14 protein-coding genes are annotated in these 15,435 nt (G+C 51.0%); 6 read left to right on the plus strand and 8 right to left on the minus strand.

Translation table 11 applies throughout. The annotated features are described in order from the left end of the window. Positions 1–8 precede the first annotated feature (8 nt). Positions 9–1,142 carry a hypothetical protein gene (locus EHT87_RS29990; RefSeq protein ID WP_148096045.1) on the plus strand — a complete coding sequence of 378 codons (1,134 nt, stop codon included), beginning with the start codon at positions 9–11 and terminating at the stop codon, positions 1,140–1,142. Between the two features lie 163 nt (positions 1,143–1,305). Here EHT87_RS29990 and EHT87_RS29995 read toward each other — a convergent pair whose 3' ends face one another. Next, complete coding sequence (locus tag EHT87_RS29995; protein WP_124910468.1) at positions 1,306–2,238, minus strand: sugar phosphate isomerase/epimerase family protein; 933 nt, start codon at positions 2,236–2,238, stop codon at positions 1,306–1,308. A gap of 157 nt (positions 2,239–2,395) precedes the next feature. Further along, positions 2,396–4,498 carry an ATP-dependent DNA helicase RecG gene (gene recG / locus EHT87_RS30000; RefSeq protein ID WP_124910469.1) on the minus strand — a complete coding sequence of 701 codons (2,103 nt, stop codon included), beginning with the start codon at positions 4,496–4,498 and terminating at the stop codon, positions 2,396–2,398. Between the two features lie 266 nt (positions 4,499–4,764). Between recG and EHT87_RS30005 the strand changes: the two genes are divergently transcribed. Then, positions 4,765–7,131: a T9SS type B sorting domain-containing protein gene (locus EHT87_RS30005; RefSeq protein ID WP_221622094.1), complete on the plus strand. Its 2,367-nt coding sequence runs from the start codon at positions 4,765–4,767 to the stop codon at positions 7,129–7,131. Positions 7,132–7,646: 515 nt separating this feature from the next. Then, positions 7,647–8,123, plus strand: coding sequence for a response regulator (locus EHT87_RS30010; RefSeq protein WP_124910471.1), 477 nt, complete (start codon positions 7,647–7,649; stop codon positions 8,121–8,123). Here the strand turns inward: EHT87_RS30010 and EHT87_RS31700 are convergent. The 5 genes from EHT87_RS31700 to rplU form a co-directional block, all read right to left on the minus strand. Next, positions 8,109–9,293, minus strand: coding sequence for an OmpA family protein (locus EHT87_RS31700; protein WP_229321473.1), 1,185 nt, complete (start codon positions 9,291–9,293; stop codon positions 8,109–8,111). The genes EHT87_RS30010 and EHT87_RS31700 overlap by 15 nt on opposite strands. Positions 9,294–9,305: 12 nt before the next feature. Further along, complete coding sequence (locus EHT87_RS30020; protein WP_124910472.1) at positions 9,306–10,745, minus strand: DUF5723 family protein; 1,440 nt, start codon at positions 10,743–10,745, stop codon at positions 9,306–9,308. Positions 10,746–10,809: 64 nt separating this feature from the next. Next, positions 10,810–11,412 (minus strand): NifU family protein, encoded by a 603-nt coding sequence (locus EHT87_RS30025; protein ID WP_124910473.1) that lies wholly within the window; start codon positions 11,410–11,412, stop codon positions 10,810–10,812. Positions 11,413–11,555: 143 nt separating this feature from the next. After that, positions 11,556–11,864, minus strand: coding sequence for a 50S ribosomal protein L27 (gene rpmA, locus EHT87_RS30030; protein ID WP_124910474.1), 309 nt, complete (start codon positions 11,862–11,864; stop codon positions 11,556–11,558). 91 nt (positions 11,865–11,955) lie between these two features. Further along, on the minus strand, positions 11,956–12,267 hold the full coding sequence (rplU, locus tag EHT87_RS30035; protein WP_124910475.1) for a 50S ribosomal protein L21: 312 nt from the start codon (positions 12,265–12,267) through the stop codon (positions 11,956–11,958). Positions 12,268–12,548: 281 nt separating this feature from the next. Between rplU and EHT87_RS30040 the strand changes: the two genes are divergently transcribed. From EHT87_RS30040 to EHT87_RS30050, 3 genes are all read left to right on the plus strand, one after another. After that, positions 12,549–13,178: a thioredoxin family protein gene (locus EHT87_RS30040; protein ID WP_124910476.1), complete on the plus strand. Its 630-nt coding sequence runs from the start codon at positions 12,549–12,551 to the stop codon at positions 13,176–13,178. Between the two features lie 70 nt (positions 13,179–13,248). After that, on the plus strand, positions 13,249–13,761 hold the full coding sequence (locus tag EHT87_RS30045; RefSeq protein ID WP_124910477.1) for a sll1863 family stress response protein: 513 nt from the start codon (positions 13,249–13,251) through the stop codon (positions 13,759–13,761). A gap of 254 nt (positions 13,762–14,015) precedes the next feature. Then, positions 14,016–14,717, plus strand: a complete 702-nt coding sequence (locus tag EHT87_RS30050; RefSeq protein ID WP_185716386.1) for a DUF3291 domain-containing protein — start codon at positions 14,016–14,018, stop codon at positions 14,715–14,717. On the opposite strand, the gene EHT87_RS30055 is transcribed toward EHT87_RS30050, so the two are convergent. Beyond that, on the minus strand, positions 14,707–15,399 hold the full coding sequence (locus tag EHT87_RS30055) for a YjjG family noncanonical pyrimidine nucleotidase (RefSeq protein ID WP_124910478.1): 693 nt from the start codon (positions 15,397–15,399) through the stop codon (positions 14,707–14,709). The genes EHT87_RS30050 and EHT87_RS30055 overlap by 11 nt on opposite strands. Between the last annotated feature and the right edge of the window lie 36 nt (positions 15,400–15,435).

Genomic DNA, 15,435 nt, shown 5'->3' on the forward strand with positions numbered 1-15,435 from the left:
ATGGTCAAATGGGCTATACCATTGGTGAAACTCTGATGAATTACCGGTACGGTTTTTACAGAAGAGCGCTAGTCGGCAATTTTTTTATAGCCATCTCAAATAAGGAGGTGCTGTTGATCGCCATAACATTAGTATATAGTATATGCTTACTAATGCCTTTACTGATAGTAAAAAATGCACTGCGCCTAAAGGATCCATGGTGGGTTTTATTCGGTATGGCAGTCGTTTTTTATTCGCCTTTTGGCCTGGCTTTTTACGTAAAAGATCCACCTGCTATTCGTAAAGAACTGTTTTTTTTCTTTCCTTTTTATTGGCTGTCTTTATATGGCTCTAAAAAGGCTACGGTTACTAATGTTTTAATAGTTATTTTTATAGTACTTTCTTCCTTTATTCATGAAAGCTTCTTCTTTCTGTTTCTTCCCTTCCTGCTAGCTTACCTGTTTTTAAATGAATGGATAAATAAAAAATGGCTGTTAATCCATGCAGGAGTAGGGATAGTCGCAACTTTTCTGTTGTCGTTGACACAAGGCAACTCTGAGCGTATTGCAGAAAATTTTATGCAACAGTATGTTAACCTTGGGTTTGGAAGAGAGCAATTTACAGCGTTTGACTACTTTCAGAAGTTACCTTCTTCTGAAAATATAGCGTCTGCATTTCACCATTTTACAACCGTTGGCCCTGCCGTTCATCTCGCATTCTATGTGGCTCACTTCTATTTTCTGTATGTCCTGTTTAGGTGTTTTAATATAGCGGTTTTATTTAAAAATTTAAATGCCTTACTCGTGTCACTTGGTCTGATCGCGCTAATGGCATTTGTATTATGTTTCATAGCAATGGACTACGGAAGGTGGTTTTCAATGGCCTATAGTACGTCTCTGATCTTATGTATTACCCAAGTAAAAAGTATCGAGTTTGGGATAGATCACAAGTCGATTGCGCTTCGTAGGGTGGTTTGTATACTAATGATCGGCGCGATTTTATTGATACGAATTCCGCATTTTACGGCTGTTCGGTTTAATTCAAGTGAATGGATTTTAGTTTTTAGATTGTTTATCAAAGATGGTTTTATAATGGCGGTAATTGTCGTAGGATTGGGGGCGCTACTAGAATATTTGAAAGTCAAACCGAAGGCTATTGGATAATTTACTAGTTGATTGTGGTTCCGGCTGTATTTTATTCCACTCCCGTAAACCGAAGGTTTCTGCCGCTGTTACATAGCAAAAATAGACTTGTCCGATTTCTGCATCGGTTCGCAAGTACCCTTTTAAACTCCCAAAATTTATACACCAAAAATGGGCTTCGTTTTCACGCCAACGGAATTCCGGCTTCGGTCGCTTTGCGGATAACAAATTGCCGGGCTTCGTCGTATTCTTCCGGTGTGCGCAGGTGTTCGAGCATAAACGGCACGTCACGCGGTAAGGCCGTGACATTCTGGAGATACGTTCCGTAATCAAGGGCCCCGCGCCCGGGCCGGGTTTCGGCAAAATGGACATCTTTGCCGTACACATCTTTGGCGTGAACGGCGATGATCCAGCGGCCCAGTTTGCGGAAAGTCTCCCTGATCAATGCCGCATTGTTGTAAAACCGCTCGGGTGTGTTGATGATGTTGGCCATATCGATGTGTGCCCCAAAAGCCGGGCGATCGATGGCTTTGATGAATTTCAGGTACGAATCCGGCCCGTCGGGCAAGCTCCAGCCCATCATTTCCAGGGCAAATTTGGCGGTTTTGGGCTTCACGGCGTCGATGACCTGGCGGCAGTTTTCCACCGTCGCGTCGAAATATTCCCTGGTCAAATTTCGCGCATCCGGGCCATCCCACTGGGTAGGATTGTAGGAACCGGCAATGTTGACGCAGGTCAGCGCCCCGATTTCGTCGGCCAGTGCCAGCCGTTCGGTCACGTACGCCAGGTTTTTGCTTCGTTTTTCAGCATCCTGATCCAGCATATTGACCCAGGCACCTACTTCGGCAATGAGGACGTTTTGTTCCGCAAAAGCCTTTCGAATGGCGGCAATTCTGGTCGTTTCCGTCAATTTGACCGCCGGAACGTAGGCCGAGCTGTAGTTCAACCGCCGGTGTTCCCGCGCCAGTTCCCCCGGATCGTCACTTTTCAGGAAAATGGGGCCACCCAGCCGCAGCGGTTTTGGGGCGGTTTTGAAAACCGGAATTTTTGGGACCATCAGGCTGCCGGCCAGCAGGGTGGAGGATTGAAGAAATTGGCGACGGGAGAGGGGGTTCATAGAAATTTCGGGTTAGTCTGTGCTGATCCAGATTCGCAATCGCCGGGCAACCCCGCTTGATCCTCTCTGTCGCCGATTTGTAATCCGCAGTCAGAAAGGCAAGATTGTAAAACCATTGTAATTATACTGCAGATTGCAAATCTCGACCAGCGAAACGCTAGCTTATCCGGCTCCAGTTCGTCTCGTCTTCCCGCTGCACTTCCACCTGATTCCGGATCGGCGCGTGTTGGGGTAAAACCAAATCGGGATCTTCCGCCAGAATCTGCTGCGCCGATTCCCGGGCCGCCATCAGAATGGCACCGTCTTTGGCGAGATCGGCCAGAATGAGGTCGGCAATACCGCTTTGCTGCGTGCCGGAGAGGTCGCCGGGGCCGCGGAGCTGGAGGTCTACGTCCGCAATTTCAAACCCGTTGTTGGTTTTCACCAGCGTCTCGATGCGGGTGCGGGTTTCCTTCGAGAGCTTATAATCCGTCATCAGAATGCAGTATGACTGCTCGGCGCCCCGCCCGACGCGCCCCCGCAACTGGTGCAACTGCGCCAGGCCAAACCGCTCGGCACTTTCGACCACCATCACGCTGGCATTCGGCACATTGACACCGACCTCGATCACGGTTGTGGCTACCATAATTTTAGTCTCGCCCTTCACAAACCGCTCCATTTCAAAGTCCTTGTCATAGCCGGTCATCCGACCGTGCAGAACGCCGATGGGGTGATTGGGAAAGGCTCGCGTGATGCTTTCGTGACCGTCCATCAAATCCTTGAAATCCAGCTTTTCCGATTCTTCGATTAGCGGATAGACCACATACACCTGTCGTCCCTGTTCGATCTGCTGCCGCATGAACCCGAATACTTCCAGCCGGTGGGTGTCGTAACGGTGGACGGTTTTGATCGGTTTGCGACCCGCCGGGAGTTCGTCGATGACCGACAGATCCAGGTTGCCGTAGAGCGTCATCGCCAGCGTCCGCGGAATGGGCGTCGCCGTCATCACCATCATGTGCGGGTAGATATCCTGATTCTTGTTCCAGAGCCGGGCGCGCTGGGCCACGCCAAACCGGTGCTGCTCATCGATGATACACAGACCGAGGTTTTTGAACTGCACCACATCTTCCAGCAGGGCGTGGGTCCCCACAATGATGTGCATCAGGCCACTCTGCAATTGCTCATGAATAATCCGGCGGCCTTTGGTGCGGGTCGAACCCGTCAGCCGTCCGATGGTCAGGCCGAGTTGATCGGCAAAAACTTTCAGTCCGTAGTAATGCTGATCGGCCAGAATTTCGGTTGGGGCCATGATGCAGGCCTGGGCACCGTTGTCGATGGCCATCAGCATCGTGATGAAAGCCACGATAGTTTTTCCGCTGCCCACATCGCCCTGCAACAGCCGGTTCATTTGTTTGCCACTGACCAGATCGCCGTGAATTTCGCGCAAAACCCGCTTCTGGGCTTCGGTAAGCTGAAACGGCATGAATTCCTTGTAAAACCGGTTCAGCAGTTTCATGTTTCGAAAAACCTGTCCGGGGTATTCCGTCTTGTGAATGAGTTTGTTCTTGATCAGTCGTAACTGATTGTAAAACAGCTCTTCAAACTTCAGTCGGCGTTCGGCCTGTTTCAGCCAGGCCTGGCTTTTGGGCAAATGGATGTTCTCAATGGCGTCGGCTTTCGAGATCATCCGGTATTGTTCCAGCAGCGAATTCGGCAGCGTTTCGTGAATGTGCGGATACGCCACTTCGAGCAGCTGCTGCATCATGCGGGCGATCAGTTTGCTGTCGACCCGCATCCGACGGAGTTTTTCGGTCAGATTATAAATCGGATGAAACGTGCTGCCCTGCTCGTTTTCGGCGGTTAAGGGGTCCAGTTCCGGATGGGTGATGCTGTATTTGCTACCAAAAGCGATGGGTTTGCCGTAAGCAATGTACTCGGCACCGGGGCGGAGAAATTTCTCGAAATGCGTAATGCCCTGAAACCAGACCAGGTCCATCGAGCCGGTATGATCGGTAAACTCGGCTACCAGCCGTTTCTTGGGGCCTTCGCCCACCACGGCCCAATCGCGGATCCGACCGATGACCTGAGCCGACGGAAGCGCTTCGGAGAGTTCGGCAATGGTAACAAATCGGGTGCGGTCTTCGTGCCGGAACGGGTAATACTGAATCAGATCCCGGTACGTAAAAATGTTTAATTCGGTATTGAGTAACGACGCCCGCTGAGGGCCTACACCCTTTAAAAAGTCAATTTTTGTATCGAAAAACGTTACGCGCTCAGTCATACCCTCAGTTTGTGAAACCACCCCGCCCGAGCGGAATAGTTCCGGAGTCAGCCTTGTGGTTAACCAAAACTACAAATTTTTGTAAAAGATACTGTTTTTCGGATGAGTTGATACAGATCGGGGCTTTAAATCAAGGTCATTGTTCTAAAAACAAAAATTTATAGAACGATTCTTTTAACTTGGTTGATAATGGCTTACTTTTTGTAAGAATATACCGGGATAGCATGTAGTCTATGGCTCAACGGAATACCTTTCTCTTTGTTTTGATGTTAATCGGTGTAATTCACTGGGCATCAGCTTCACACATTGTCGGCGGAAACATACGGCTTACAGTAAAGGGCACTCCTGACCTTTATACGTTGTCACTGGATTTGTTCATCGACGAGCAAAACAGCCGTGCGGGCGATATCAAACCAACCGTCAAACTAGCCGTTTTCCGCCGGAAAGATAACCTGAAAATGGGTGAATTTGAATTGCCCCTGCTCCGTCAGGACCCGCTGGCCGTTTCCAATCAGGCGTGTGCTCAACTCCGGCCGCTGAAACTCCGCATGGTCGTTTACAGCCAGGACATTGAACTGGATCCGGAGCGTTTCGACGATCCGGGAGGCTACTACGTCGTCCACGGCGTTTGTTGCCGCAGTGGTGCCATCGATAACATCAGCCAGGCCGACGAGTCGGGCATGGTTTTTCACCTGGAGTTTCCATCGCCCAAATCGCTGATCAATTCGTCACCGGCTTTTTCGGTTCCGACGGGTGAGTATGCCTGTAAGGGGCAGCCATTTACGTTCAGCTTCAAGGCCACGGACGCCGACGGTGATCAACTAACTTATGCCATTGTAACACCGTATAAAGGTTTTACCAGTCAGGGTATTGCCTTTGACAACCAGCCCAGTTCCGCTTATCCAATGGTATCCTGGAAGCCGGGTTTCAGCGCAACCAATTCGGTTCCGGGCAGTCCCGCTCTGAAAGTGGATGGCGAAACCGGGCAGTTGACCGTCACGGCCAGTCAGGTGGGTTTGTTCGTGTTTGCGGTTATATGCGAAGAGTTTCGGAATGGGAAATGGATTGGTTCCGTCCGGCGCGATTTTCAACTGGCCGTTGTCGATTGCCCGACCAATACGCCACCCGCACCAACGATTGCGATTGAAAAAGCACCCGAAAATGCCCGGATTGGCAAAGCCGCCAACGGCACCATCACGAGTGTATCGGTTTGTCAGGGTCAGGGTGTAACGCTCAAAACGGAAGCTTCGCCAGCGTGGTCGTTTCAATGGCAACGCGACGGGCAGAATCTGCCTGGTGATACAACGGCCACGCTGGTCATTAAAGAATCGGGAAATTATACCGTCATCAAGCAGTTCAGGAATACCTGCGGCAAACCCAGCCCGGCCCAGACCAGCGTTAAAGTCGATATGTCCGAGGCCGAGAAATTGAAATTGTCGGCCAGTGGGCCCACCACGTTTTGCGAAGGAAAATCCATTATTCTGAAAGCACCCGAAGGCAATTACGCGTATGCCTGGTTCAAGGACGATCGTCCGTTTCCGGGGGCTAAAGAGCCTGACTACCAGCCCCATGAAACCGGTGAGTACAAAGTTCAGATCACCAGTATCACCACCGGCTGTGTGGTTACTGACAGCGTGCTGGTGCGCGTCAAGCCCAAACCGCAGGCTTCCATTGTTCCTCCCGCACTGACGACGGCCTGTTCCGGCGACACCATCCGCCTGAACGCCATCACGCGACCGACGTATACGTACCAGTGGCTCAATACAGGAACCGTACTCGATCAGCAACGCGATGCCGTGCTGGCCGTGACCCAAACCGGTCATTATGTGTTGACCGTTACCGATACCAACCAGTGTCAGGCGACCTCCGAAGAAGTGCTTCTGCAATTCAAAACCGCCCCCACGGTCACCATGGCTCCTTTATCAGCCATTTGTGAAAACGCCACCGCGCGGCTGGCGTTGAGCGCCGAACCTGGTGGTGGAACGTTTGCCGGTTTGGGCCGGGCGGCCCGTGCCGTAACGGCTTTGGAATTTGATCCCTCAAAAACCGGTCCGGGCCAGTATGTTATTACGTATACGCTGACGATGCCGGGTAATACCTGTCCGGGCCGAACGCAGCAGCTGGTTGTTGTGCTGCAGGCGCCCGCCATTACGGTTGCCGATGCAACGGTTCGGCGGGGGAGTGAGGTGCAGTTGAACAAAAATAGTATCGATACGTTGAGTTATTACTGGACACCTTCTGTCGGGTTGAGCAGCCCGGTTGCCGCCAGACCCTTTGCCAGTCCGGATACAACGACGACGTATCGCGTGCGGGCTACGACGCCACAGGGTTGTCAAAATACCGCCAGACTGACGGTAACGGTGATGACGCCCCTTTTTATCCCGGACGCTTTTACGCCCAACAACGACGGGATAAACGACAACTGGGTTATCCGGGGTATTAGCGATTACCCCGACTGCCGGGTTGAGGTGTATAACCGCTGGGGCAATCCGGTGTTTGTTTCCCAAGGCTATCAGCAGCCGTGGGACGGCCGGAGTGAAGGGCAGGATTTGCCCCCGGCCGTTTATCAGTATGTGATCAAACCTGGCGGTTCGCAGCCGCATCGAAGCGGCAGTTTGCTGATTACCCGGTAAAAAATGGGTCGTTGTAACATCATTTAAAATCCATTTACACCGCTCCATGCTCACCCGTCGCTTCTACCATTCCTCTGCTGATTTCAACCTGGAATAACCGGAAGCCAACGGGGCTACTCCGGGCAAAACGGGCGGACGCCCGAGGCCAATCCCAAGATGTAGTTCGTTTCTGGCGGTTGAATTGATGCATCAGGGCAAGTCTCCGCGCTGGAATCCTGTGAGAAAACAATACCGGCGTCTGATTAAATGGGGCGCATCAGTTCGGTATTCGGTGGTCAATTGGGAAGACAAATAGAGTTCATTCAGCGTTCAGAATGGGTTTGATTACACGTTGTCGTCGGGCGAAAAACCACCTTTGTCGAATCCCGTTTTTACAATAAATAAGCTGTTGCCTACCGTTCCTGAAACAAACTGTTTAATTTTACTTCAACATTTTTATTTTTTGATTGAATGGGCTTGACCATTAACTACGATTAGCGATTTTTGACCCTTCTTGTGAACAAACATTGGATCGCATGGAAACACAGTTTACTAATTCGGAAAGTAGACCCACCGTTCTGTTAGTCGATGATGATGAAGAAGACCGTATGCTGATGCGTATGGCGCTTGAATCGATGGAAATGTCGGTTCCGGTTCAGGAATTTGAAAGCGGGGAAAAGTTACTGAGCTTTCTCCACCAGGAAACCAACGGATCATCGACGGCTGCGCTGAATTCATGGATCGTGATTCTGGATAAATACATGCCGGGCATGAGCGGATTCGACACGCTCCAGCAGATTAAAGAAAACCCTTTGTGGCAACGCATTCCCATTGTTCTCTTTGTCAATACGCAGAATCAGGGCGAAATGGAGTTATGCGTCGACCTTGGCGCAACGGTTTGTATTAGTAAACCGCTTTATTTTGAAGAGATTAAAGAATTAATGCGCCAGGTTTATCAGCACTGGCTTGCGCAGACGTCTGCTACATCAGCCCAAAATTTACCCATCCAGTAGCCGAACTTCGACCCGCCGGTTTTTCCGTTTGTTCTCCTCCGTATCGTTCGTTGCAATCGGCTGCGTCTGGCCGTATCCTTTATACTGAAGGCGGTTTTCGGGAATTCCGTTGGTAATCAGATACGACATGATCACCCGGGCACGGTTTTCGGAAAGGGCCAGATTCAGCCTTGGATCGCCCACGTTGTCGGTATGTCCCGCAATTTCGATCTTTAAACCCGGACGGCTTTTCAACAAGGCAACCAGTTGATTCAATTGGGGATATGATTCAGGACGCAGTAAATAACTGCTCTGGTCGAAATAGACGTTGTTGAGCGTAACCGGTTTTCCCGCGGTCAGTGTCGATAAGTCCGTGTTAACCGGCGCAGAAGGCACCGGAGTGGCTGGTTTTACCGCCGGAGCTGCCGGTTTTGGCTCTGAAACTACCGGCGGAGTCGTTGGCGTTGGGGCCGACACCACCGGTGGCGAGGTCGTCGTGGGGGGCGTCACGACCGGTGGTGTGGTCGATGACGGCACCGGTTCTGTGATTGGCGGAGTTTCGGCTACGACCGGATTTTTGGCCCGCTGCAACCGGATGGTAATATCGTGCTGATCTTTAACGTCAACCGTATAGTCGTAGGGCTGATAGCCGGCGACCTCCACCGTAAACCGGATTTTCTGGCCAAATTCGGCCAGGAAAGTAAATCGTCCCTCACGCGGTGGGCCCGTCATGATCACCCGTTTCCCGTTAAATTCCTGAATCTGCACATTCATCTTCTGCCGGATCAGCTGTTTCGTCTCGTAATCAACCACGGTTACATTCACGGGCGATTCGGCAGAAAGCTCCCGTTCCATTTCCAGTACGATCGTTTGCCTGGTTTGTTCCTGGTCGGCTACGCGGTCGAGACGAAGAATTTTCTGGACAGGCCGGTATCCGGTATAGTTGGCATCGAGCCGGTAAACCGCCCCGGCCGGGAGCGAAACCGTATAGGAACCCAACTGCAAAGTGCCGCGCTGAACTTTGCGGGTGGTTTCGTTGGTGATCGTCAGCGTAGCCGGAATGAGCCGGCCACTCCGTTCTTTGGTTTCAATCCGAACGGTATATTCTTCAACCGGATTTGTCTGCCCGGCACAAACAAGAGCCTGCAGAATCAGGACTAGTGAAACTATTGAAGCGTTAAAACCTTTCATGTCGCACGGTTGCTACGGTTTTCTGCGCAGGCTTGCAACGGCCAGTCCGGCATAGACATCCGCCCCGCGCGGACTCAATTTGTTGGAATTACTACCAATCATCCCAAACAAATTATCGGTTCCCAGAAAAACCGGTCCGACCCGGATGGAAGCACCAGCCATAAATGCATTATTGAGTACCACCAGCGGAATGGCCACCCCGAAAGCGGAGGTTTCCAGACGGGGCGTCACCGCAATCAACGAAGGCTGGCGAATCGAAATGGCGTCTTTAGACCGCAAGTCCTGAAGGATTGTACCGGTGACGTACAGCCCGCTTCCCAGGTTTATATCGGCATTTACCGAAAGCGCCGTCGGTAGACCTGAGGTAAACCGCCCCCGGTTATTGGCTTCGGTCAGGTTCAATTTCGTGCGGAGTACGTCGGCGATGCCTTCGCTGCCGCTGGCGTTATTGAAATCGCTGGACGTAAACCGCTGATTGGTCGTATTGACCGAATACTGTTGTACATACTGGTCGTCGCGGTACCGGACCGAACCAAGATCGGTAATGGCAACGCCCAGGCGGAAGGCGTAATCGGCCGGATTATCGGCCGATTTGAGCTGATACGAAAAACCCAGATCGGCTCCCCAGCCTCTGCCGGGATTATTGCCGTCGAAAAGCTGACGCAGGGTCACGGAGCGGCCCCGGTCTTGCAAATAGGTCGTATATCCCAGATCGGCGTTGAGCTGATCGACCTGCATGTAATAGGAGTTCGACTGGGCCGTGTCGGACAGGACGCGGTAGGAAAGTCCGTTGTTCCGCAGATAACCGGCCGTTATACCCTGCAGGCGTTTCACCGTGACGCCGACCGAAAGTTGCTGGTACTCATTCTGAATGAGGGCCGCAGCCAGTGTCAAACCCAGTTCGGCGTATGTATTGGTGTTGATATTGAACAGGTTGTCCCGACTCGGAATATTGTACAGTTTTTCGTCTTCCAGACCCGCCCGCACCACCGACATGAGCGATTCGGACGCGTTTTTGATCTGTGCGGTGGCCCGAAGCCGGGTCGTTAAACCGATGGCGGCCCGATCTCCGAGTTGAACCATCAGTGACGGTCCGCGCAAATCCGTCCAGGCCGTCGCATTTTTGCGTTTCCCGTTGTTTATTTCTTCCAGGTATTCGGGACGAAACAACACCGCACCATCGGACAGCTTATATTGGCCGGGGACGCGTTTGAGCACCAGCGAAGTCAGCGAGAAAGGCGCTTTGTAGCGAACGTAATTGTTGTCAAGGTGAGCATTACCGGCCCCGATGTTGAAATAAAAACCGTATTTGGAGTCCGTAGCAAAAGCGGGATTCAGATAAATACTTTGCGTACCACCGTAGGAACTGGGTGCTACGCCCAGAAAATTTTGGGCAAAAACCGAAGAGGTAAAAAAGAATAAAAACGCAAAACGCAGTAGGCGAAACCCCATAAGCAATCAGGTTAGAAAGTAATGATGGATCAGGACGGGACGGCCCGTCCTGATCCATCATTCTTTAAACGCCTTCGGCTTCGACTTGTTTTACTTCCGGCACTAAACGCGTCAATAGATTTTCAATTCCGGCTTTCAGCGTCAGTGTCGAGGAAGGGCAACCGCTGCACGAACCTTGCAGCAAGACTTTGACGGTTCCGTTTTCATCATCGAAGGAGTGGAAGCTAATGGCTCCGCCGTCGGACTCAACGGCCGGGCGAATGTATTGATCCAGCACCGACTTGATTTTTTGAACAGTTGGCGAATCCGCTTCCAGTTTTGTGGTGTTGTCGTCAATCGTCTGTTGGGCAAAAACCGGCTTCTGTTCGTTAAAATAAGCCTTGATGTATTGTTTTAGCTCAACCAGTACATCTTCCCATTCGGTTTCATCGTCTTTTGTAACCGTAATGAAATTGCTGGCAATAAATACGCGTTTCACGAAATCAAAGCCAAACAAAGCGACGACCAACGGGGAGTTTTTGCCATTGATGAGGGCTTCCGACGCATCGGCGTAATCGAACGAAAGGCCTTCGGGCGCTAGCGGGAAGTTCACCACGAACTTCATGGAGTTGGGATTCGGGCTGCTTTCCGTATAGAGCGAGGTAGCAGGATATAGCGTACTGGTCATTGTTGTATCATTTCAATTGTGAATCAAAACCGTTACCGGAGAAACAGCAGTCGGGATTGATTAGTTTGCCGACAATAAAAAACCTGTCCGGGTATTCCCAGACAGGTCTTTAGGTCGTTGTGATCCGGAATGGAATCAAAAAGTTAGTCAGCCACCGGTGCTTCAACCACGGCCGGAGCCGCTTCAACAACCGCTGCTTCCGGTGTGATAATGCTCACGAATGAACGACCGCCTTTGCCTTTCCGGAATTGGACGGAACCATCGACCAGCGCAAAAAGCGTGTGATCCCGGCCGATGCCGACGTTTTTGTCGGGGTGATGTTTGGTGCCGCGTTGACGAACGATGATGTTACCGGCAATGGCCGACTGACCACCGAACAGTTTCACACCCAAGCGTTTGCTCATCGAATCGCGGCCGTTCCTTGAACTACCTACACCTTTCTTGTGTGCCATTTTTTAGAAAGTTTACGGTTTACGGATATGGTTTACGGTTGGTGGACACCTGCTGGCGTCGGCTCCCAGTAAACCGTAGCTGTAAACGATTTTATACGGTTATGTCTTCAATTAATACTTTGGTCAAATACTGACGGTGGCCGTTTTTCTTCTTGTAGCCTTTCCGACGTTTCTTTTTAAAGACGATCACTTTTTCGCCTTTCAGGTGTTCCAGAATTTTACCGGAAACCTGAGCGCCTTCGACGGTCGGGGCGCCTACCGAAATGGTCCCGTCATTATCGACAAGTAAAACCTTGTCGAACACAAGTGCAGCGTCCGTGTCGCCTTCCAACCGGTGGGTGAAGACGTATCGGCCCTTTTCAACTTTAAATTGCTGCCCTGCGATCTCTACGATTGCATACATGATTGATACAGAAAATGTTGTTTCTCAGAAATGAGGTGCAAATATAGGAGTTTTTGTTTGAAAAAAGAAACCAGAACCTTCTATTCGATAGAAATGTTAAATTAGCAGGAAACGCGCTGGTTATTTGTTGGTTAGCACGGATTTTGTACAGGATTTTTGGGTAAAACGGCTCGCAGAACGTAGGAAGGGCAAGCCGTAGGTTACCTTGCCGGAAGCAAGTACGGTTTTCGGCTGTGTACCGTCCTACGGAACGATTTTTTCCGACTCTAACTCAATACCCTATGAAAGCATGGATAAGCCTGCTTGCTGTGCTGATGATTGCGGCAGCGGCCACGTTTGCTCCGGCGCCCCCCTTTGCCGACCAGAAAGTGTATGCCATTGGTGACGTTGTTCTGGATTTTAAATTGAAAAATGTTGATGGTCGCATGGTTTCGCTGAGCGATTATAAAAACGGGAAAGGGGTCATTATTGTCTTTACGACCAACCACTGTCCGTTTTCGAAAGCCTACGAAGAGCGCATGATTGCGCTCGACCGCAAATATGCTCCCCAGAACTTCCCGGTTATTGCCATTCAGCCCAATGACCCGAGTGCTTATACGGAGGACTCGTTTGAGAATATGAAAATACGGGCGCAGGAGAAAAATTACTCGTTCCCGTATTTGTCAGACGATACCCAGAGTGTGGCTCACGCGTTTGGGGCAACCCGGACACCGGAAGTGTTTGTGCTGAAACGCTCCGGTGATCACTTCACCGTGGAATATACCGGAGCCATCGACGATAGTCCGCAGATCGCTTCGGGCGTGAAGAGGCCGTATGTCGAAGAGGCCGTCGGCAACCTGCTGGTTGGTCGTCCGGTTGTCCTGACCACCACCAAAGCCATCGGGTGCGCCATCAAATGGAAAAGCATTTGAAAATGCAGCCGGAAGAGTTGGCATTGCTTTTGTCGAAGGCTTCGTACAAACCAATCAATCAGTACTTGCTATGAAAAAGGTGATCATGACGTTCAAACAGGTTCGGATGCTGGCCGGAGCCGCTTTAGTTGTAGCTTCGTTATCGCTGACCGCTTGCCAAAGTGATGGGAAAAACGAATCCCGCACGGAAGACGCAATGGAGAAAACGGGTGACGCTGTCGAAGCGGATGCCAAAGAAGCCGGTGATAAAATGGAGGCCAAAGGCGACGAAGCAGCCGCCGATTTTCGGGAAGAACGCGACAAGGCCGTGGCTAACATGAAAGAGCAACAGCGCAAACTGGATGCCCGTATCGATGAATTAAAGGCCGATATGAAGCGGGAAGGGGCTGAAGCCAAAGCAAAATCCAAGGAAAAACTGGCCGATTTAGAAGAAGATCGCAAAGAGCTGGGTCAGGATTTGGAAAAAGCTCAGAATGCAACTGCCGCTGCCTGGGGCGATGTCAAGAAAGGCTTCAAGCAAGCCGGGAAAAACATCGGTGATGCATTTGAAAAAGCGGGTGACAAACTGGATAAGGACAATTAAGAATATAGTACGGTACAGGCCCGGGCCGCTCCGATCATTCGGTTGGAGCGGTTTTATTTTTGTGGAAAAAAATACCCAAAGTGTTGGCCTAAATTGACATTGCGCCCAACAGAAGCCCCTGCGGAAAACTGGAGTTTATTAATTTTTAAAAAAACGAACGGCCCGGTTGTTCAAATAAAAACCGCTCTATTCTAAACAAGCTGGCGGAATCCTGGTATCTCTATGGAGGACCTAACCTGACTAATTAACTGGCCGTGATCGTTACGTTTACTTTATTGCGCTATCCGGCCCGTGGCTGGTATCCGGCTTTTGCCAACATGGGCCGCTGGATCATGCGACCTTTTCGGGCGGAAGGATTGCGGTTTCAAAAGATGATGGGTTGTGGGCGGAATTTCGGACTTATTCCGGATTTGTCGGCCTACGTTTTTTTAGGGGTGTGGGCGGAGGAAAAAGATGCCCGGCATTTTTTTCAGTCCGATCGTTGGCAGGAAATCTGCAAAAACACCCTGGAAACCGGTACGCTCTACCTGAATCCATTGCGGTCGCACGGCGAGTGGGACGGCCAGAATCCGTTTGCAACGCCTGCGGTTGCCCGTGCTGCCGGTTTTCCGGTTGCGGTGCTAACCCGGGCTACCCTGCGCCTGGCGGCTTTGCCCGATTTCTGGCGTCACATTCCGCAAGCCCGCCAGCGCCTGAAAGCCCATGCCGACGACCTGCTGCTGGCGCTCGGCGTAGGCGAAAAACCGTTCACGCAACAGTGTACGGTTAGCGTCTGGAAGAGTGAAAAAAGCATCGACCAGTTTGCGTACCGCCAAAGCGGCCACAAGGAAGTGGTTCGGCGAACGCGCGAACGGCGGTGGTATTCGGAGGAGTTGTTTGCCCGGTTTGCGGTTGTCGGGAGTGAAGGTCAGTTTAATGGCAAACCGCTGTTAATTGAAAACGTAGCTACAGAATAGCCATTAACTCTTTCAAATGGCGTATTTCGTAGGTTGGTGCGGCTCCTTCGAGCGGTAGACTGGCGGCATTGTAATACACCACGTCCATGCCAACGTTTTGGGCTCCGCAGACATCGGCCTCGTAATTATCGCCAATCATCAAACTTTCACTCAGCAAAGCACCGGACACCTCCAGGGCAAACTCGAAAATGCGCGGTTCCGGCTTTTTAGCTTCCGCTTTCTGAATGGTAACAATGTGCTGAAAATAGGAGGTCAGGCCCGAGCTGGCCATTTTTAAGGCCTGAATTTCGTCAAAACCGTTGGTGATGATGTGCAATTCGTAACGGTCTTTCAGATAGTCCAGTACATCGGTAGCCGACTCCATCAGGTGCGGTTTGCGGGGGAGCAGCTGCAAATAAACCTCGTTCATTTCATCACAAACCGAATGATCCGTTACGCCAATGGCATCCATTACCATCCGGAACCGGTATTTCCGGATATCGGTATGCGTCAGCCGGTTGTTGTAAAAATCAGACCAGAGCTGGTTGTTGATAGCGATAAAATGGCGGTTAAACTCTTCGACCGAGGGAACACCGACTTGCGACAATTGAAACCGTTCGTACAAGTCATAAATGGACTCTGTCGAGTTTCGATCAAAATCCCAGAGTGTATGATCGAGATCGAAAAAGAGGTGTTTATACATGGCTGGATAGGTCAGAAGCCCGGAAGTTTACAGCCT

The organism is Larkinella knui, assembly GCF_003858645.1.
In the GTDB taxonomy this organism is placed as follows: Bacteria; Bacteroidota; Bacteroidia; order Cytophagales; family Spirosomataceae; genus Larkinella; species Larkinella knui.

Excerpts from the sequence above, each read along its gene's own strand:
- EHT87_RS29990 (WP_148096045.1), top strand. The coding sequence starts at position 9 with ATGGGCTATACCATTGGTGAAACTCTGATGAATTACCGGTACGGTTTT.
- EHT87_RS29995 (WP_124910468.1), bottom strand. The coding sequence starts at position 2,238 with ATGAACCCCCTCTCCCGTCGCCAATTTCTTCAATCCTCCACCCTGCTG.
- recG (WP_124910469.1), bottom strand. The coding sequence starts at position 4,498 with ATGACTGAGCGCGTAACGTTTTTCGATACAAAAATTGACTTTTTAAAG.
- EHT87_RS30005 (WP_221622094.1), top strand. The coding sequence starts at position 4,765 with ATGTTAATCGGTGTAATTCACTGGGCATCAGCTTCACACATTGTCGGC.
- EHT87_RS30010 (WP_124910471.1), top strand. The coding sequence starts at position 7,647 with ATGGAAACACAGTTTACTAATTCGGAAAGTAGACCCACCGTTCTGTTA.
- EHT87_RS31700 (WP_229321473.1), bottom strand. The coding sequence starts at position 9,293 with ATGAAAGGTTTTAACGCTTCAATAGTTTCACTAGTCCTGATTCTGCAG.
- EHT87_RS30020 (WP_124910472.1), bottom strand. The coding sequence starts at position 10,745 with ATGGGGTTTCGCCTACTGCGTTTTGCGTTTTTATTCTTTTTTACCTCT.
- EHT87_RS30025 (WP_124910473.1), bottom strand. The coding sequence starts at position 11,412 with ATGACCAGTACGCTATATCCTGCTACCTCGCTCTATACGGAAAGCAGC.
- rpmA (WP_124910474.1), bottom strand. The coding sequence starts at position 11,864 with ATGGCACACAAGAAAGGTGTAGGTAGTTCAAGGAACGGCCGCGATTCG.
- rplU (WP_124910475.1), bottom strand. The coding sequence starts at position 12,267 with ATGTATGCAATCGTAGAGATCGCAGGGCAGCAATTTAAAGTTGAAAAG.
- EHT87_RS30040 (WP_124910476.1), top strand. The coding sequence starts at position 12,549 with ATGAAAGCATGGATAAGCCTGCTTGCTGTGCTGATGATTGCGGCAGCG.
- EHT87_RS30045 (WP_124910477.1), top strand. The coding sequence starts at position 13,249 with ATGAAAAAGGTGATCATGACGTTCAAACAGGTTCGGATGCTGGCCGGA.
- EHT87_RS30055 (WP_124910478.1), bottom strand. The coding sequence starts at position 15,399 with ATGTATAAACACCTCTTTTTCGATCTCGATCATACACTCTGGGATTTT.